Source organism: Bradyrhizobium sp. 215_C5_N1_1, from assembly GCF_052075935.1.
Classification (GTDB): Bacteria; Pseudomonadota; Alphaproteobacteria; order Rhizobiales; family Xanthobacteraceae; genus Bradyrhizobium; species Bradyrhizobium barranii.
In genome coordinates this window covers 8,658,560-8,677,786 of the sequence record NZ_CP197228.1, presented here as the reverse complement: position 1 = coordinate 8,677,786, position 19,227 = coordinate 8,658,560, and the positions used below count along the sequence as shown (strand labels likewise).

Annotated in this window: 15 protein-coding genes; 8 read left to right on the top strand and 7 right to left on the bottom strand. The window is 64.7% G+C overall.

The features are described 5' to 3' along the window. Positions 1 to 81: 81 nt before the first annotated feature. Positions 82 to 1,632 (bottom strand): acyl-CoA synthetase, encoded by a 1,551-nt coding sequence (locus tag AB7G19_RS41830; RefSeq protein ID WP_085404010.1) that lies wholly within the window; start codon positions 1,630 to 1,632, stop codon positions 82 to 84. Positions 1,633 to 1,897: 265 nt separating this feature from the next. Here AB7G19_RS41830 and AB7G19_RS41825 point away from each other — a divergent pair, with 265 nt between their 5' ends. The 8 genes from AB7G19_RS41825 to AB7G19_RS41790 all read left to right on the top strand — a co-directional run bounded on the left by AB7G19_RS41825 (position 1,898) and on the right by AB7G19_RS41790 (position 11,877). After that, on the top strand, positions 1,898 to 3,034 hold the full coding sequence (locus tag AB7G19_RS41825) for an acyl-CoA dehydrogenase family protein (protein ID WP_085404009.1): 1,137 nt from the start codon (positions 1,898 to 1,900) through the stop codon (positions 3,032 to 3,034). 169 nt (positions 3,035 to 3,203) lie between these two features. Further along, on the top strand, positions 3,204 to 4,367 hold the full coding sequence (locus tag AB7G19_RS41820) for an acyl-CoA dehydrogenase family protein (protein ID WP_085404008.1): 1,164 nt from the start codon (positions 3,204 to 3,206) through the stop codon (positions 4,365 to 4,367). Continuing rightward, positions 4,367 to 5,023, top strand: a complete 657-nt coding sequence (locus tag AB7G19_RS41815; RefSeq protein WP_085404007.1) for a glutathione S-transferase family protein — start codon at positions 4,367 to 4,369, stop codon at positions 5,021 to 5,023. Before AB7G19_RS41820 ends, AB7G19_RS41815 begins: the two co-directional genes overlap by 1 nt. Before the next feature lie 205 nt (positions 5,024 to 5,228). Then, positions 5,229 to 6,029 (top strand): helix-turn-helix domain-containing protein, encoded by an 801-nt coding sequence (locus AB7G19_RS41810; protein WP_085404006.1) that lies wholly within the window; start codon positions 5,229 to 5,231, stop codon positions 6,027 to 6,029. Between the two features lie 198 nt (positions 6,030 to 6,227). Then, positions 6,228 to 7,094, top strand: a complete 867-nt coding sequence (locus tag AB7G19_RS41805) for a 3-keto-5-aminohexanoate cleavage protein (RefSeq protein WP_028155241.1) — start codon at positions 6,228 to 6,230, stop codon at positions 7,092 to 7,094. A gap of 114 nt (positions 7,095 to 7,208) precedes the next feature. Further along, on the top strand, positions 7,209 to 8,825 hold the full coding sequence (locus tag AB7G19_RS41800) for an acyl-CoA carboxylase subunit beta (RefSeq protein WP_085404005.1): 1,617 nt from the start codon (positions 7,209 to 7,211) through the stop codon (positions 8,823 to 8,825). Continuing rightward, entirely contained in the window at positions 8,822 to 10,798 is a 1,977-nt protein-coding gene (locus tag AB7G19_RS41795) for an acetyl/propionyl/methylcrotonyl-CoA carboxylase subunit alpha (RefSeq protein ID WP_085404004.1), read from the top strand. Before AB7G19_RS41800 ends, AB7G19_RS41795 begins: the two co-directional genes overlap by 4 nt. A gap of 266 nt (positions 10,799 to 11,064) precedes the next feature. Beyond that, positions 11,065 to 11,877: a hypothetical protein gene (locus AB7G19_RS41790; protein ID WP_085404090.1), complete on the top strand. Its 813-nt coding sequence runs from the start codon at positions 11,065 to 11,067 to the stop codon at positions 11,875 to 11,877. Here the strand turns inward: AB7G19_RS41790 and AB7G19_RS41785 are convergent. From AB7G19_RS41785 to AB7G19_RS41760, 6 genes are all read right to left on the bottom strand, one after another. Next, the gene (locus AB7G19_RS41785; protein ID WP_085404089.1) at positions 11,849 to 12,835 is read right to left on the bottom strand and encodes an ABC transporter ATP-binding protein; all 987 of its coding nucleotides are present in this window, start codon (positions 12,833 to 12,835) and stop codon (positions 11,849 to 11,851) included. The two genes, AB7G19_RS41790 and AB7G19_RS41785, sit on opposite strands and share 29 nt — an antisense overlap. Next, positions 12,832 to 13,839: an ABC transporter ATP-binding protein gene (locus AB7G19_RS41780; RefSeq protein WP_135215586.1), complete on the bottom strand. Its 1,008-nt coding sequence runs from the start codon at positions 13,837 to 13,839 to the stop codon at positions 12,832 to 12,834. The genes AB7G19_RS41785 and AB7G19_RS41780 overlap by 4 nt, the downstream gene beginning before the upstream one ends. After that, the gene (locus AB7G19_RS41775; RefSeq protein ID WP_071909067.1) at positions 13,839 to 14,732 is read right to left on the bottom strand and encodes an ABC transporter permease; all 894 of its coding nucleotides are present in this window, start codon (positions 14,730 to 14,732) and stop codon (positions 13,839 to 13,841) included. The genes AB7G19_RS41780 and AB7G19_RS41775 overlap by 1 nt, the downstream gene beginning before the upstream one ends. A 9-nt stretch (positions 14,733 to 14,741) precedes the next feature. Further along, a complete protein-coding gene (locus AB7G19_RS41770; RefSeq protein WP_071909068.1) occupies positions 14,742 to 15,689 on the bottom strand; it encodes an ABC transporter permease in 948 nt (315 codons plus the stop codon). 35 nt (positions 15,690 to 15,724) lie between these two features. Then, positions 15,725 to 17,323 (bottom strand): ABC transporter substrate-binding protein, encoded by a 1,599-nt coding sequence (locus AB7G19_RS41765; protein WP_085404088.1) that lies wholly within the window; start codon positions 17,321 to 17,323, stop codon positions 15,725 to 15,727. 350 nt (positions 17,324 to 17,673) lie between these two features. Beyond that, positions 17,674 to 19,224, bottom strand: coding sequence for an AMP-binding protein (locus AB7G19_RS41760; RefSeq protein ID WP_071909070.1), 1,551 nt, complete (start codon positions 19,222 to 19,224; stop codon positions 17,674 to 17,676). Positions 19,225 to 19,227: the final 3 nt, after the last annotated feature.

Genomic DNA, 19,227 nt, shown 5'->3' with positions numbered 1-19,227 from the left:
CCTTGGGGTTTTCTTTGCGGTTTCTTCTGGGTTGGAGCAGGCACGTCAGAAACGAAGAAGCGCCCGCAAGGGGCGCTTTGATCAGGTGTTGGCGACTTTCTTGTCGACTTCGGACGCCACCGAGAATTCTTTCCGCAACGTCGGCTTGTGGATCTTGCCGGTGGCGTTGCGCGGCAGCGCATCGACGAAGCGCACCTGTCGCGGGCATTTGAAGCGCGCGAGATTGGCCGCGCAGTGCGCAAAGACAGCCGCCTCGGTCAGCCGCTGACCGGGCTTGGCTGCGACGATGGCGAGGCCTACCTCGCCCCATTGCGGATCGGGAATGCCGATCACGGCGGCTTCCGCGATCGCGGTGAGCTGATGCAGGATGTTCTCGACCTCGGCCGGATAGACGTTCTCGCCGCCCGAGATGTACATGTCCTTCCAGCGGTCGACGATATAGTAGAAGCCTTCCTCGTCGACGCGCGTCGCATCGCCGGTGTGCAGCCAGCCGTCGGTGAAGGATGTCTTGTTCGCCTCAGGCCTGTTCCAGTAGCCCGGCGTGATGTTCGGGCCCTTGACCCAGAGCTCGCCGAGTTCGCCGACATCGGCATCGCTGCCGTCGGGTCGCACGATCCGCACCTCGGTGTGCAGCACCGGCTTGCCGGCCGAGCCCGCCTTGCGCGCCGCATCCTCGCGATCAAGCACCAGCACGGCGGGCGAGGTCTCGGTCATGCCGTAGCCCTGCTGGAGCGCGACGCCGCGCGCCTCCCAGACTTTGAGCAGCGGCACCGGCATCGGCGCGCCGCCGACACCGCAGACGATCAGCCGGGTCAGGTCAGTTGTCGCGAAGGCCGGATGCTGCGCCATGAACTGGTAGATCGCGGGCACGCCGAAGAACACGTTGATGCCCTGCGCGGGATCGTTGATCAGGCCGAGCGCCGTGCCGGGATCGAAGGCGCGCATGATCATCACGGTGCCGCCGGCATGCAGCACCGGGTTGGTGTAGCAATTGAGCCCGCCGGTGTGGAACAGCGGCAGCACGGTCAGCAGCACCGAGGCCGGCCCGATGCAGGCGGGGCCGCCGAGATTGACGCAATTCCAGAAGGTCATGCCATGGGTGATGGTCGCGCCCTTGGGATGGCCCGTGGTGCCCGACGTGTACATGATGGTCGAGACGTCATCGAGCGTGACCTCCTCGGCGCGGGCGAGCGGCTTGGCGGACGCGATGCCGGTCTCGTAAGCGCCGCCGGGGCCGAGCAGCAGGCTGCTCGCGACGTTGCAGAGTTTTGCGACGCTCAGCGCGGTCTCGGCCAGGTCAGTGTCGTGGATCATCACCTTCGGCGCGCAATCGCCGGTGATGAACTGAAGCTCGGGAACGGTGAGGCGGGTGTTCAGCGGCACGAAGACGGCGCCGAGCCGTCCGCAGGCGAACTGCACCTCCAGCGTATCGGTCGTGTTCAGCGCCAGCACGGCGACGCGGTCACCGCGCGACACCTTGAGAGTGTCACGGAGAAATCCGGCCAGGCGCGAGACGCGGGCATCGAGCTGCGAATAGGTGAAGCGGCGCTCGCTCGCGAGGTCGATGACCGCGACCTTGTCAGGCGTACGGCGGCCGTGATGGACGATCCAGTCGTAATAACGAACGGCCAAAATCCCTCCCTCGGCGGTCTTGTGCCGCCTGCGTCCCTATTTGCCGGGCACCATGCCCGGCGTGGCCCTGGGGCCAGCCGGAGTTTGTGCGCACGTCTTTTTTTGCCCCGGAGTTGGCCTGCGGGGGGCGAAAATCGTCTTGCGTTGAGTTGCTAGGCATGGCTGCGCGTGGAGTGGTTCCCCCGGTCAGCCACTCTGCGCAAGTGAACGGCAGATGTTCCGGCCATGGTGGCCAACACGAATCCGCCAGCAGGGCGAGACGACGATGAAGAGCCCGTTCTATACCACCGAGCATGACGCCTTCCGCGAGGTGATGCGCCGCTTTGTCGACAAGGAGATCACGCCCTTTGCCCATGAATGGGACGAGGCCGGCGAATTTCCCCGCGTGCTCTATCGCAAGGCGGCCGAGATTGGCCTGTTGGGGCTCGGATTCCCCGAGGAATATGGCGGGATCGCCGCCGACCAGTTTATGAAGATCGTGGCGAGCCAGGAATTGGCGCGTGCCGGGGCCGGCGGGGTCAGCGCCAGCCTGATGAGCCACACCATCGGCTCGCCGCCGATCGCGCGGGCGGCGCGCCCGGAGGTCAAGGCACGCGTGCTGCCGCAGGTGCTGTCGGGCGAGAAGATCTCCGCGTTGGCGATCACCGAGCCGGGCGGCGGCTCCGACGTCGCGAACCTCCGCACCAGGGCGCGGCGCGATGGCGATCACTACGTCGTGACCGGCGAGAAGACCTTCATCACCTCAGGGATGCGCGCCGATTATCTGACCGTTGCGGTGCGTACCGGCGGCGAGGGCGCCGGCGGCGTCAGCCTGCTCCTGATCGAGGGTGACACGCCCGGCCTGTCACGGACGAAACTGAAGAAGATGGGCTGGTGGGCCTCCGACACCGCGACGCTGCATTTCGACGAGTGCCGCGTGCCGGCCGAAAACCTGATCGGCGAGGAGGGCCAGGGCTTCAAGATCATCATGCGGAATTTCAATAGCGAGCGCATGGGCATGGCGGCGGGCTGCACCGCCTTTGCGCGGGTCTGCCTCGACGAGGCGATCGCCTACGCCAAGGAGCGCAAGACTTTTGGCAAGCCGCTCGCCCAGCACCAGGTCATCCGTCACAAGATCGTCGACATGGCGCAGAAGGTCGCGGCATCCCAGTCGATGCTGGAAATGCTGGCCTGGCGGCTGGAGCAGGGCGAGAGCCCGATCGCCGAGATCTGCATGATGAAGAACCAGGCCACGCAAACCATGGCGTTCTGCGCCTCGGAAGCCGTGCAGATCTTCGGCGGCGCCGGCTTCATGCGCGGCATCAAGGCCGAGCGCATCTACCGCGAGGTCAAGGTCAACGCCATCGGCGGCGGCACCGAGGAGATCATGAAGGATCTGGCCTCAAGGCAGATGGGGTTGTGAACGCCCCACCGTCATACCCGGGCATAGCCGTCCGCAGGACGGCGTCGCTTCCGCTCGCCTATGTCCCGGGCATCCACGTTCTTGCTGCCGGCTGACGAAGACGTGGATGGCCGGGACAAGCCCGGCCATGACGAGCACATTAGAGATACCGAGAGCTGAGCTGACAAAAATGCTATTCACCGCCGACCACGACGACATCCGCCGTTCCCTGCAAAAATTCATCGCCAACGAGATCAATCCTCATGTCGATGACTGGGAGAAGGCCGACATCTTCCCGGCGCATGAGCTGTTCAAGAAGATGGGCAGCCTCGGTTTCCTCGGCTTGAACAAGCCGGTCGAGTTCGGCGGCTCCGGCCTCGACTATTCCTATGCGCTGATGATGGCGGAGGAGCTTGGCGCCATCACCTGCGGCGGCGTGCCGATGGCGATCGGGGTGCAGACCGACATGGCGACGCCGGCGCTGGCGCGGTTCGGTTCGGACGAGGTGCGGCGCGAATTCCTCAGTCCGTCGATATCAGGCGATTACGTCGCCTGCATCGGCGTTTCCGAGCCCGGTGCGGGTTCGGACGTTGCCTCGATCAAGACAAATGCACGCTCCGACGGCGACGACTACGTCATCAATGGCGGCAAGATGTGGATCACCAACGGCACCCAGGCCGACTGGATCTGTCTGCTCGCCAACACCGGCGATGGGCCGGTTCATCGCAACAAGTCGTTGATCTGCGTGCCCATGAAGAGCAAGGGCGTCACGGTGGCACGAAAGCTCGACAAGATGGGCATGCGCTCCTCGGACACCGCGCAGATCTTTTTCGACAATGTCCGCGTGCCCAAGCGCAACCGGATCGGCGAGGAAGGCAAGGGCTTTACCTACCAGATGATCCAGTTCCAGGAGGAACGGCTCTGGGGCGCGGCGGCCTGCCTGAAGGCGCACGAATACATCATCGATCAGACCATCGAATACACCCGCAACCGCAAGGCCTTCGGGAAGTCGATCCTCGACAACCAGGTCGTGCACTTCAAGCTCGCGGAGATGCAGACCGAAGTCGAGCTGTTGCGCGCGCTGATCTATCGCGCCGCCGAGCAACTCGTGGCCGGCGAGGACGTGACCAAGCTTGCGACCATGGCCAAGCTCAAAGCCGGCCGGCTCGGCCGCGAGCTCACCGACGCCTGCTTGCAATATTGGGGCGGAATGGGCTTTACCAACGAGACGCCGGTCAGCCGTGCCTATCGCGACAGCCGCCTGACCTCGATCGGCGGCGGTGCTGACGAGGTCATGCTGATGGTCCTGTGCAAGATGATGGGCACGCTGCCCGGCAGTAAAGGTATTTCCTGATGATCACGCTCTATCACTGCGACGCCGCGCGCTCGTTCCGTCCGCTCTGGATGCTGGAGGAGATGGGGCTTCCGTATGAATTGAAGATGCTGCCGTTCCCGCCGCGGGTCTTCGCCAAGGAGTACCTTGCGCTCAATCCGCTCGGCACCATTCCCTTCATGGTCGACGGCGAGACGAAGATGACCGAGTCCTCCGGCATCTGCCATTACCTCGGCATCAGGCACGGACCGACGCCGTTGATGGTCGGACCCGAAGATCCCGCCTATGGCGCGTTCCTGAACTGGATGTATTTCAGCGATGCCACGTTAACCTTCCCGCAGACGCTGGTGCTCCGATACACCCAGCTCGAGCCGGAGGAGCGCCGCAATCCGCAGGTCGCAGGCGACTATGCGAAATGGTTCTTGGGGCGCCTGCGCGCGGTCGAGGCAGCGACGGCCAATGCCGAAACATTGTGCGCAGGCCGCTTCACCGCCGCTGACATTGTCATCGGCTACGCGCTCCGGCTCGCCAACAATGTCGGGCTCGCCAAGGATTTCGGGCCAAATGTCGCAGCCTATTGGGCGCGGCTGCAGCAGCGCGACGGATTCAAGCGCGCGGTTGCCGCGGAGCTGAAGGCCGGCGTCGAGCAGAATGTTGCGCCGCGCGTGAGGGCGTAAGGGAGGCTGTCATTCCGGGCGATGCGAGGCGTCGAACCCGGAATCTCGCGCAGCAATCTCCAGGTTCCGGTTTCGGTCCGGCGGACCGCCCCGGAACAATAACGCATGTCTCCATGACAGCGCTATCGCGCCGTGACAGCGCCCAAATTTCCGCTAAGGTGACCTCCGTCCGCAGCGGCCAAAGAGCCGCGCGAGGAGGATCCCAATGGAAGATAACGGTCGCGAATCCGACCATCTGATGCTGATCACGCCGGAGCGGGTATTCTATGCCGGCCTGCTCGGCCGCCCGCGCAAGCGCACCCCCGGCTGCTGCCACGTCTATGTCGCGGTGAAGGGCAGCCTGCATCTGACGATCGACGACGTTCTCGCCACCGGCGAGCTGTTCGTGACCCTGCCGAACCAGCGGCATTCCATCGCCAGCGACTACCGCACTGCAATCAGCGTGACGCTCGAGCCGGAAAGCATGCCGGACGGCGTAATCGAGGCCCTGGCCGAGCGGCTGACCGGACCTGACCGGGCCGTCTATGCCCGCAAGATCCTCGCCGCCTACACGCTGCTGCGCCAGCGCCGCTATGGCGACATCACCACCGCCGAATTCGACGAGATGTGCTTTGGCGAGGCGTTGCCGCGTCGCGTGCTCGATCCGCGCGTGATGCGCGCCGTCGCCCGCATCGGCCGCTTCTCCGGCGAGCCGGTGACGGCGGATACGTGCGCCACCGAAGCGGGGCTCTCGGCCTCGCGCTTCCTGCATCTGTTCAAGGAGGAGACCGGCATCTCGTTCCGCTCCTTCCGCGCCTGGAAGCGTGCGCGGCATTTGCTGCACTTCGCCAACCAGGACCTCAATCTCGCCCACCTCGCGCAGGACATCGGCTATCCCGACTCCACCCATTTCAGCCATTCGATCCGCCGCTTCTATGGATTGAAACCGCGCGCGATCTTCGTCGGCTCGCGCGACCTCGCGATCTACCGCAGCACCGAGACGGTGAGGCTCGCGGAGGCGAGTTAGGCGCGCTCTCGTAGGGTGGGCAAAGCGAAAGCGTGCCCACCATCTTCGTTCAGCGCCAAGATATGGTGGGCACGGCGCGAGAGCGCCTTTGCCCACCCTACGATAGCCGTGCCTTCCAGCTTCTCCGCGCAAGAAGCCGCATGCCGCTCATCACATGATCGCAAGCGTTGAATTCTCAACGTGCGAGACATTTTTGGCATGAGCGACAAGGCCGTCATCACCTGCGCGCTGAACGGCGTGCTCACCGACCCGAAGCAGCACAACGTGCCTGTGACGCCCGAGCAGATGGCACGCGAAGCCAAGGCTGCGTTCGATGCCGGCGCCAGCATCATGCACATCCATCTGCGCCAGCAGGCGCCGGACAAGGGACATCTGCCGTCCTGGGACGTGAGTGTCAGCAAGGAGATTCAGCAGGCAATCCGCGAGGCCTGCCCCGGCGTCATCATCAATCACACCTCGGGCGTCTCAGGGCCGAACTACAGCGGCGCGCTCGACTGCATCCGCGAGACCAGGCCGGAGATCGCGGCCTGCAATGCCGGCTCGCTGAACTATCTGAAGGTGAAAGCCGACAACACCTGGGCCTGGCCGCCGATGATGTTCGACAACGCGGTCGAGAAGGTGAAGGACTATCTCGACGTGATGAACGCGGTCGGGACCATCCCCGAGTTCGAATGTTTCGACGTCGGCATCGTCCGCTGTGTCGGCATGTATCACCAGGTCGGCATGTACAAGGGCCCGCTCGAATATAACTTCGTGATGGGCGTTGCCTCCGGCATGCCGTCCGATCCTGATCTGCTGCCGATCCTGATCAAGCTGAAACGGCCCGAGGCGCATTTCCAGGTCACCGCGATCGGTCGCGAAGAGATCTGGCCGCTGCACCAGCGCTGCGCCGAGCTCGGCGGCCACCTGCGCACGGGTTTGGAGGATGCCTTCTATCTCGCCGACGGCAAGAAGGTGACGTCGAACGGCCAGTTGATCGAGGCCATCGCCGCCTGCGCCCGCCGTGCGGGCCGCGAGATCGCAAGCCCCGCCGAGGCGCGGAAGATCTTTGGGACGAATAGGTAAGGTATCGCCTCAACCGTCATTGCGAGCGAAGCGAAGCAATCCAGGGTCTTTCCGCGGTGACGGTCTGGATTGCTTCGTCGCTTCGCTCCTCGCAGTGACGAGCAGGATAGAGTTATGTCCATTCTCGACAACACTATTTCTCCCGGCAGCGCCAGCTACCACGCCAATCGCGACGGCATGCTCGCGCTGATCGACCGCATGCGCGCGCTGGAAGAGCGCACGCGTGAGGCGTCGGCGGCGGCAAAGGATCGCTTCCACAAGCGCGGCCAGCTGCTGCCGCGCGAACGCGTCGCGCTGGTGCTCGATCCCGGCGCGCCCTTCATCGAGCTGTCGACGCTCGCCGGTTACATGTTCGACGTATCAGATGCGAACAAGAGCGTGCCCGGCGGCGGCGTCATCGCCGGCATCGGCTTCGTCTCCGGCGTCCGCTGCATGGTCAGCGCCAATGACGCCGGCATCGATGCCGGTGCGCTCCAGCCTTACGGCCTCGACAAGACGCTGCGGGTGCAGGAGCTCGCGCTGGAGAACAAGCTGCCCTACGTCCAGCTCGTCGAAAGCGCCGGGGCCAATCTGCTGCGCTACCGCGTCGAGGACTTTGTCCGTGGCGGCAACATCTTTCGCAATCTCGCGCGGCTCTCGGCGGCGGGGCTGCCGGTCGTCACCGTCACGCACGGCTCGTCCACCGCGGGCGGCGCCTACCAGACCGGCCTGTCCGATTACATCGTCATGGTCCGCGGCCGCACCCGCGCCTTCCTTGCCGGGCCGCCGCTGCTGAAGGCCGCGACAGGCGAGATCGCGACCGAGGAAGAGCTTGGCGGTGCCGAGATGCACACGCAGGTCTCCGGCCTCGGCGATTATCTCGCGGAGGACGACCGCGATGCGCTGCGCATCGCGCGCGAGATCATGGCGGCGCTGGAATGGGAGCGGCCGGGCCGAGCGGTTTCACAGTTCAAACCGCCGCGCTACGACCAGGACGAGCTGCTCGGTATCATGCCGATGGACCACAAGCGCACCGTCGACATGAAGCAGGTGATCGCGCGTATCGTCGACGATTCCGACTTCACCGAGATGGCGCCCAATTACGGCCCCGCCACCGTCTGCGGTCACGCCCGCATCGAAGGCCAGGCGATCGGCATCATCACCAACAACGGCCCGCTCGATCCCGCCGGCGCCAACAAGGCGACGCATTTCATCCAGGCCTGCTGCCAGACCCGCACGCCGATCCTCTATCTCAACAACACCACCGGCTACATGGTGGGCAAGGCCTATGAAGAAGCCGGCATGATCAAGCACGGCTCCAAGATGATCCAGGCGGTGACCTCGGCGACGGTGCCGCAGATCACCATCTACTGCGGCGCCTCGTTCGGCGCCGGCAATTACGGCATGTGTGGCCGCGGCTTCCATCCGCGCTTCTGCTTCTCCTGGCCAAACGCCAAGACAGCAGTGATGGGCGGCGAGCAGGCCGCCGAGACCATGGCGATCGTGACCGAGGCCGCCGCAGCACGGCGCGGCAAGCCGGTCGAGAAAGAAAAGCTCGACGCGATGAAGGCGCAGATCATCGGCGTGTTCGACGGCCAGATGGACGTGTTCTCGACCAGCGCGCGCGTGCTCGACGACGGCGTGATCGATCCGCGCGACACCCGTGCGGTGCTGTCCGAGGTGCTCGCGATCTGCCGCGAGGGCGATGCGCGCACCCCTCAGCGCATGCAATTCTCGGTGGCCCGCCCATGAGGAACGGATCAGTGCAGCACCGGCCGTTCTTCAGGGTTTTGGTTGCCAATCGCGGCGAGATCGCGCTGCGCGTGATGCGCAGTGCGCGGCAGCTCGGCCTCGGCGTCGTTGCGGTCTATTCGGATGCCGATCGCGATGCGCTCCATGTACGGCAGGCCGACCAGGCCGTGCGCATCGGCGAAGCCCTGCCGGCGCAATCCTATCTCAACATTCCCGCGATCATCGCCGCGGCCAAGGCGAGCGGCGCGGATGCCGTGCATCCCGGCTATGGCTTCCTCGCCGAGAACGAGGAGTTTGCACAAGCGTGCAAGGATGCGGGCCTCGTCTTCATCGGTCCCTCGCCGCAGGCGATCGAGGCCATGGGTAACAAGGCCGGCGCCAAGGAGATCATGAAGAAGGCCGGCGTGCCCTGCGTGCCCGGCTATCAGGGCGCCGACCAAACCGACGAGGTCATGCTCGCGGAAGCCAGGAAGATTGGCTTCCCCGTGATGATCAAGGCGGTTGCGGGCGGCGGCGGACGCGGCATGCGGCTCGTTACCGATGCCGCATCCTTCCCCGATGCGCTGCGCAGTGCGCGGTCGGAGGCGAAGGCCGCGTTCGGAGATCCCACGGTCATCCTCGAACGTGCCATCCAGAATCCCCGACACATCGAGATCCAGGTGTTCGGCGACAGCCACGGCAACGCCATCCATCTCGGCGAGCGCGACTGCTCGGTGCAGCGGCGACATCAAAAGCTGATCGAGGAGGCACCATCGCCGGCGGTCACGCCGGAGCTGCGCGCGAAAATGGGCGAGGTCGCTGTCGCCGCGGTGAGGGCATTGCGTTACGAGGGCGCCGGCACGCTGGAGTTCCTGCTCGACGCCAGCGGCGAATTCTACTTCATGGAGATGAACACGCGCCTCCAGGTCGAGCATCCCGTCACCGAGGCGATCACCGGGCTCGATCTCGTCGAGCTGCAGCTGCGTGTCGCGCGTGGCGAGCCTCTGCCGGTGAAGCAGCAGGACATCCGATTCTCGGGCCATGCCATCGAGGTGCGGCTGTGCTCGGAAGATGCCGCGCAGGATTTCATGCCGCAGTCCGGCCGCATGGCGCGCTGGCAGGTGCCTGACAGCATCCGCGTCGAGCACGCGCTGCAATCGGGCGCGGAGATCCCGCCGTTCTACGATTCCATGATCGCAAAGGTGATCAGCCATGGCGCGACACGCGAGGAGGCGAGGGGGCGGCTGATCGTCGGCCTGGAGCAACTCACTGCGTTTGGCGTGACCACCAACCAAGCATTTCTGATGTCCTGCCTGCGCCATCCCGGATTTGCCAGGGGCGAGGCGACGACAGCCTTCATCGGCGCACATCGCGCCGAACTGTTGGCGCCGCCGGCGAATGCTGCATTCGATACGGCGCTGGCGGGCCTGCTGCTCTATGTCACCAATCCGCGCGCGCCGTCATGGCAAGGTGGCCGGAGCCTGGCGGCAACATTTCCGTTAACGGCGAAAGTCGAGATCGCCAGCCACACCCACGAGCTCGAAGTCACGCGTGAGCGCAGTGGCGGCTACATCGTCGCCGCCGACGGCCGTCAGGACAAGTTCGAGATCGACCAGCTCGATCCCGACGCCATCCGCTTCCGCCACGACGGCGTGATGGACAGCGCAAAATTCCTGCGCGACGGCGACCGGCTCTACCTCCAGCATCGCGGCATCCCGCTTGCGGTCACCGACCTCACCCTCGCCGCACCGAAGGCGGCCGCAACCAACGGCGGCGATGGCAAAGTCCGCGCCGCCATGAACGGCCGCGTCGTCGCCGTGCTGGTCAAGCCCGGCGACCGCGTCACCGCCGGTCAAGCGGTGATGACCCTGGAAGCAATGAAGATGGAGCACGTCCACAAGGCCGGCATCGACGGCGTGGTCGCCGCGATCGACGTCGCCGAAGGCGAGCAGGTCACGACGGGCAGGATCGTCGCGGAGATTGCGGCGGGGTAGCCTCTCTCCGTCATTGCGAGCGAAGCGAAGCAATCCAGTCTGCATCCGCAGAAGCACTCTGGATTGCTTCGCTGCGCTCGCAATGACGATGGGGAGAGATGCCGTCTCAAACGCGACTCGCCGCCGTGGCTGCACGCGGGCGTCCCAATAAATCCAAATAATTCCAATATGATATTGCCTGTTTGATCTCGCTCAAGATTTTTATTGAACATTGTTCAATTTAGGGCTACTAATATTGAGCGATGTCAAATCATGTGGAGGCCTGCATGTTGCGCGCAAATCACCACGCCCGAGAGACCGATGCCCTGCTGCCGTCAGTGTCCCGCCGGTTCTCGTTCGCCCCGCCGCAAGTTCGCGAAAAATATCTGATCGGCGCACTCTTCGTCCTGACGCTCGTGGCGCTCCTCGCACCCGCGATGCCCGCCTCCGCCTGGCACATCCCGCATTTCGTCGACACCCGCACCTGGCTGGGCGTGCCCAACGCCGGCGACGTGCTGAGCAATCTTGCCTTCCTGGCGATGGGCGCTTGGGGCTTGCTGCGCCTGCGTGCCCACCCTGATGCGCCCGCGGGTGCAGGTTGCCTCTTCGTGGGTCTGATCCTCACTTGCCTAGGATCGTGCATCTATCATCTGGATCCCGACGCGCCGCAGCGGCTGGTGGCCGATCGTCTCGGTATGGCGGTGGCGTTCGCGGGCTTTCTGGGCATCGCGGCCAGCGAGCGCATCAGCGTGCGTGCCGGTCAGGCGGTGGTGGTGCTGGTGACGGTTGCGGGCCTGCTCGCGGCCTGGGTGGCACGCGAGAATCTCACGCCATGGGTGGTCGTGCAGTTCGGCGGCATGGCGTTGGCCGTGGGACTGGCGTTGACACGGCCCCGGCCCGGTGCGCTTGGCGTGTCTCTGGGCGGCGTGATCTTCTTTTACGCGCTGGCCAAGCTTTTCGAGCTGGGTGACGTGACCATATTTGAAGCGACAGGCCACATTGTCTCGGGCCACACGCTCAAGCATCTGGCCGCCGCGCTGGCGGCCTGGCCGGTGATCCGGGCTTTGCGGCCTACTGGCTCCGTCCGGTCCCCTCGTTGAGCAGACACGCCACCTGATGTCCGCCGCCCGCGTCCACCAGCGCCGGCCGCTCCGTCCTGCACCGCCCGATCGCAAACCGGCAGCGGGTGTGAAACGCGCAGCCCGGCGGCGGATTGACCGGGCTCGGCACGTCGCCGTCGACCAGCGGCGCGAGCTTCTTGGCAAACGGGTTCGCAACCGGCACTGACGCGAGCAGGGCTTGCGTATAGGGATGGCGGGGATTGCGGAACAGCTCGTCCTTGTCGGCGATCTCGACGATGCGGCCGAGATACATCACGGCGACGCGATGGCTGATATGGGCGACCACGGCGAGGTCATGCGCGATGAAGAGATAGGAGAAGCCGTGCTGCTTCTGCAGGTCGATCAGGAGATTGATCACCTGCGCCTGGATCGAGACGTCGAGCGCGGAGACCGGTTCGTCGCAGACGATCAGGCGCGGCCCCAGTGCCAGCGCGCGTGCGATACAGATGCGCTGGCGCTGGCCGCCGGAGAATTGATGCGGGAAGTTGCGCATCTGATCAGGCCGCAGGCCCACCTGCTCGAACAGTCTTGCGGTACGCGCTTCCAGCTCCTTGCCGCTTGCGAGCCCATGCACGGCGAGCGGCTCGCCGACGATGTCGCCGGCGGTCATGCGCGGATTGAGCGAAGCAAAGGGATCTTGAAACACGATCTGCATTGAGCGGCGATGCGGCCGCAGCGCGGTCTTGGAGAGACGGGTGATGTCCTCTCCATCAAGGCGGATCTGACCCGAGGTCGGCTCGACCAGCCGCAGCACGCTGCGCGCCACCGTCGACTTGCCGCAGCCGGATTCACCGACCAGGCCGAGCGTCTCGCCGGTATGAACCGAGAACGAGACGCCGTCGACCGCATGCACGGTGCCGACCTGCCGCCGCAACACGCCGGCGCGCACCGCGTAGTGCTTCTTGAGATCGGTGACTTCGAGCAGCGCTTCGGTCATGCCACCTCCGCCACTTCGGCCGCGCGCCAGCACGCCGCGAGATGGCCGCCGCCCCAGTCCTCCAGCGGCGGATATTCGGCCTCGCAACGCTTGATCGCGAGCTTGCAGCGCGGCGCGAAGGCACAGCCTTTCGGCAGCCGCACCAGCGACGGCACGGTGCCGGGAATTTCGTTGAGCCGCGCCTGCACCGGAACACCTGACGCCGGCACGGCCGGGATCGAGGCCATCAGCCCGCGGGTGTAGGGGTGCTTGGGATCGGCGAACAGCGCTTCCACCGTTGCCTCCTCCACCTTCTTCCCCGCATACATCACGATCACCCGCTGCGCGGTCTGCGCGACGACGCCGAGATCATGCGTGATCAGCACGAGGCCGGTGCCGAGCTCCTTCTGAAGGTCGAGGATCAGCGCCAGGATCTGTGCCTGGATGGTGACGTCGAGCGCGGTGGTCGGCTCGTCCGCGATCAGCAGCGCCGGACGGCAGGCCAGCGCCATCGCGATCATCGCGCGCTGGCGCATGCCGCCGGAAAGCTGATGCGGATACTCCCGCGCGCGCCGCGCCGGTTCGGGAATGCGGACCAGCCGCAGCATCTCGACCGCGATGTCGCGCGCTTCTCTGGCCGGCATCGCCCGGTGCAGCCGCACCGCCTCGACGATCTGGTCACCGATCCGCATCACCGGATTGAGCGAGGTCATCGGCTCCTGGAAGATCATGGAGATGCGATTGCCCCTGACGGCGCGCATCTCGGATTCATCCAGCGCCAGCAGCTCGGTGCCTTCGAGCGAGACCGACCCGCCGACGATGCGGCCGGGCGGATCGGGCACCAGCCGCATCAGCGACAGCGCGGTGACGCTCTTGCCGCAGCCGGATTCGCCGACGATCGCGAGCGTCTCGCCACGTTTCACGGTGAACGAGACGTCGTCGACGGCTTTGAACAGGCCGGAATTGGTGAAGAACACCGTCTTCAGGTTCTTCACATCGAGCACGAGATCGGATTTTTCTGCCATCAGCCGCGCTGCCGGGGATCGAGGATGTCGCGCAGGGCGTCGCCGAACAGATTGGCGCCGAACACGGCGAGGCTGATCGCGATGCCGGGGAAGATCACCAGCCACGGTGCGGTGCGGACATATTCGGCGGCGGATTCCGAGAGCATCCGACCCCATGACGGATAGGGCTCGGGAATGCCGAGGCCGAGGAAGGAGAGCGAGGCTTCGGTGAGGATGGTCGAGCCGAGCTGCGCGGTCGCGAGCACGATCAGCGGCGCCAGCGTGTTCGGCAGCACGTGGCGCAGCGCGATCCGCACCTCGCTCATGCCGATCGACTTGGCGGCTTCGATAAAGGGCAGCTCGCGCAGCGCCAGCGTGTTGGCGCGAATGACGCGCGACACGGTCGGGATCAGCGGAATGGCGATGGCGATGATGACGTTCGGCAGGGACGGACCGAGTGCGGCGGTCATGATCAACGCCAGGACCAGCAGCGGAAGCGCTTGAAGAATGTCGGAGACACGCTGGAACACCAGATCGACCCAGCCGGAGAGATAGCCGGAGGTCAGCCCGACGATGACGCCGATCGTGCCGCCAAGTGCCGTCGAGCCGATACCGACGGCGAGTGAGATTCGTGCACCGTGGATGATGCGGCTGAACACGTCACGGCCGAAGGAATCCGTGCCCATCCAGTGCGCCAGGCTCGGGCGCGCCAGCGCACGGGCGGCGTCGATGGTCAGGGGATCGTAGCGCGCGATGAAATCGGCAAAGATCGCCGTGAGCACGAACAGCGTCATGATGATCAGCCCGGCCGCGCCCAGCACATGCCGCTGCGCCAAATACAGCACGCGCCGCCAGCCACCGGTCGCATACGCGCCGGCCCGCCTCAGTTCGAGATCATAGTCAATCGCGGCCAAGCTGATCTCCTAATCCGTATACCGGATACGCGGATCGAACACCGCGTAGAGCATGTCGACGATGAAGTTCGCGCTGACCACCACGACCGCAATCAGCATCACGAGGTTCTGCACGATCGGGTAGTCGCGCCAGCGGATCGCTTCGACCAGGAAGCGCGCGACGCCGGGGATGTTGAACACGGTCTCGGTCACGATCAGGCCGCCGATCAGGAACGCTGCCTCGATGCCGATCACGGTGATGACGGGCAGGATCGCGTTCTTCAGCGCATGCTTATAGTTGACGGCGGCGTCGGAGGCGCCCTTGGCGCGCGCGGTGCGGATATAGTCCTGCCGCAGCACCTCCAGCATCGAGGATCGCGTGATGCGCATGGTCAGCGCGGCGCTGCGGAAGCCGACGGCGGCCGCCGGCACGGCGTAGGTCGCGAACGCCTCGAGCCAGGTCTGCGGATTGGGATTGAAGATCGGCATCTGGTTGAACATCGCCACCGACGCCGTGAGGATCAGCAGGCCGAGCCAGAACGAGGGCAGCGACAAGCCGCTGAGGCTGACGACGCGCAACGCGTAATCGAGCCGCGTCCCCTGCTTCACCGCGCTGATGACACCGAGCGGAATGCCGATCGAGGCCGAGAACAACAGCGCCAGCCCGGCGAGCCGCGCGGTGATCGGGATCCGCGGCAGGATCTCCTGAAGCGCAGGCTTCTCCGAGACATAGGAGTAGCCGAAATCGCCGCGCAGAAAGCCGCTGATCCAGTGCCAGTACTGCACGACCAGCGGCTGGTCGATGCCGAGCTCCTTCTCCAGATTGGCCCTGTCGGCGGGATCGACGTAGCCGGCCGCGGCAAACAGGATGTCGACGATGTTGCCGGGCACGACGCGCAGCAGGAAGAAGATGACGACCGAGATCCCGAACAGGGTCACGAGCATCAGGAACAGGCGCCGCACCAGATAGGCAAACATGCATCGCCTCCTGTCGAAACCGCCAGCCGCCTGCGCTACTTGTCCATCCAGACGTCCTCGTAGCGATACCCATTATAGGAGCTGTTCGACATCACCGTTACGCCCTTGACATAGGGCTGCCAGCAGGAGCCGGTGCGCGCGTGGAAGATGATCGGGCGGGCGACGTCCTCCTGCAGCTTCTTGTCGATGTCCCACACCAGCTTCTTGCGCTTGTTGACGTCGGTCTCCTGCGACTGCACGTCGAACAGCTTCTCGATCTCCTTGTTGCAGTAATTGGTGTAGTTGCGCTCGGAGCCGCAGGAATAGTTCTCGTAGAACGACTGGTCGGGATCGTCGACGGCGTTGCCGGTCAAATTGAGCCCGAGCATGTAGTCCTTGCGTGCGATCTTCGGGAACCAGTTCGCGGTCTCGACCACGTCGAGCTCGCCGTCGATATAGATGCTCTTGAGCTGGTCGATCAGGATCACCGCGGGATCGCGATAGACCGGGATGTTGCGGGTCGAGACCTTGACGGCGAGATGCTTGTCCGGCCCGTAGCCGGCCTTCTGCATCAGCTTCCTGGCTTCCTCGCGGTTGGCGTTCACATCGGGGCCGTAGCCGGGAATGCTCTCGAGCATCTCCTTCGGCATGCCCCACAGTCCGTTCGGCGGCGGCAGCATGGTGCCGCCGACATCGCCCTGGCCCTCGAACATGATCGAGATGAAGGCCTTGCGGTCGAGCGACAGCGCCATGGCGCGGCGGATGTCGATATTGTCGAACGGCGGCGCGGAGGAATTGACGATGATGTTGGTGGCGACATTGTTGGGCTCGACCACGCAGACCGCTTTCGGCGCCTGCGATTTGACGTCCTTCAGCAGCGGAATGCTCACTTCGGTCGGGAACGCCATGTCGAACTTGCCGGCGACGAAGGCGAGGATCGCGGTCGAACGGTTCGGGATGATGGTGAACTCGATGCCGTCGAGATAGGGCCGCCCCTCGCGCCAATAGTCGGGATTGCGGGTCAGCTTGATCGATTCATTGGCCTTGAACTCGACGAATTTGAACGGGCCGGTGCCGATCGGGTGCGTGCGCATGTCGCCGGGCGAGACGTGACAGGGATAGACCGGCGTGTAGCCCGAGGCGAGCAGGGCCAGCAGCGACGGCTGCGGCCGCTTCAAGTTGAAGGAAACCTCGAGGTCGCCGTTGGTGGAGACGTCGTTGACCTGCTCGTACCAGGTCTTGCGCGGATTCTGCCGGAACTTCTGCTGCGACTTGCCCATCAGCATGTCGAAGGTGCATTTGACGTCCGCGGAGGTGAACGGCTTGCCGTCGTGCCATTTCACGCCCGGGCGCAGCTTGAAGGTCAGCGTCTTGTTGTCGTTGACCCAGGCCCAGCTCTCGGCGAGTTCCGGAATGATGTTGTCCATCCTGTTCTGCGCCTCGTCCTGCTTGTAGATGACGAGGTTGTTGAACACAGGCATGAAGGGAACATTGAGCGAATAGGTCGCGCCTTCATGGATCGAGGCATTGCCGGGGCTGTCGCGGTGGTACATCCGCAGGACTCCGCCCTGTTTGGGCCCGCCGGCGAGCGCGGTGGTCGAGGTCGTCAGCACAGATAGCGCCGCCACTGCGGCGAGCGCCCACACGCTCCGCATGCTCATCCTCCCTGGACATTAGTCTTTTGGGCCTTTGCGGCCTGTTTGTCAGACGATAGCGACGCGCGTGCAGCGAGGCAACCGGCAAGGCCGCTCGCCGCCTCGACAATTCGGATGACGGAAGGCCGCAGGCGTTCACACTCTCTTCATGTGAGAGTGCAGGTGCGAAGGGATGGTTCCTGTGCGCGCAGCTGTCTCAACAAACTGCGGCGTCGTCCCGGATAAGCGAAGCGCAGATCCGGGATCCATAACCACAGGAAGTCGTTTGATGAAGACTCGGAGTTGACTCCCGCCGGTGGTTATGGGTCCCGGGTTCGCGACTTCGTCGCGCCCCGGGACGACAGTGGGGCTCACACGATCCGTGACGTCTTGTTCCCCCAATAGCGGTCCCGCAGCAGCCGCTTGTACAGTTTGCCCGTCGGCAGCCGCGGCAGTTCCTTCTCGAAATCGACCGAGCGCGGCACCTTCTGCCGCGACAGCGATTGGCCGCAGAAGGCGATCAGTTCTTCGGCGAGCGCCTCGCCCGGCACGATGCCGGGCATCGGCTGCACCACCGCCTTCACCTCTTCGCCGAGATCGGGATTGGGCACGCCGAACACCGCGGCATCGGCGACCTTCGGATGGGTGATGAGCAGGTTCTCGCATTCCTGCGGATAGATGTTCACCCCGCCGGAGATGATCATGAAGGTCGCGCGGTCGGTCAAATAGAGGAAACGATCCTCGTCGACATAGCCGACGTCGCCGACCGTGCTCATGCTGCCGTCGGCCGAGCGCGCCTCCCTGGTCTTCTCGGGGTCGTTGAAATATTCGAACGACGATGCCGTCTTGAACCAGACCTGGCCCGGCGTGCCGGTCGGGCACGCCCTCATGTTCTCGTCGAGAATGTGGAGGTCGCCGAGCAGCACCTTGCCGACGGTGCCGCGGTGGCTAAGCCATTCCTCGCTGTTGCAGGCGGTGAAGCCGAGGCCTTCGGTCGCGCCGTAATATTCGTGGATGATCGGCCCCCACCATTTGATGATGTCGTCCTTGACCAATGCCGGGCAGGGCGCTGCGGCGTGGATCGCAATCTCCAGCGACGACAGGTCGTAGCGGTCGCGCACCTCCTCCGGCAGCTTCAGCATGCGCGAGAACATCGTCGGCACCAGCTGGGTGTGGGTGATGCCCCATTGCTGGACGAGCTGGAGATAACGTTCGGGATCGAACGTCTCCTTGATGATCACGGTGCCGCCCATGCGGATCGTGAGGTTCACCGCGGCTTGCGGCGCGGAGTGATAGAGGGGGGCAGGCGAGAGATAGACCATGCCCTCGCGGTAGCGCCAAAGCTTTGTCAGGAAATCGAACAGCGGCAGATTGTGCTTCGGCGGCTCCTCCGGCAGCGGGCGCAGGATGCCTTTCGGCCGTCCGGTCGTGCCGGATGAATAGAGCATGGCGGTGCCGAGCCATTCATCGGCGATCGGAGCCTCGGGCAGGTCGGCGGTCACCTCGGCGAGGCCGACGATGCGGTCGCTCTCGCCGGGGCCGTCGGCGACGATGCAGAGCTTGATGTCCGGACAGGCCTTGATCGCCTCGCGGGCGATGTCGAGTTTCGCAACGGACGTGATCAGGATTTTCGACTGGCTGTTGACGAGGAGATAGGCGAGCTCGCCCGGCGTCAGGAACGAGTTGATGCAGGTGTAGTACAGCCCGGAGCGCTCGCCCGCGCCGCATGCTTCGAGATAGCGCGAATTGTTCTCCATGAAGATCGAATAATGGTCGAGCCGCTTCAAGCCGTGCTCGCGGAACAGATGCGCCAGGCGGTTGCTGCGCGCATCGAGCTCGCGATAGGTGACGGCCTCGCCGGTTGCAGCCATGATGAATGCGGGCTGGAGCGGGCGTAGACGAGCATGCTGACCTGGATACATCAG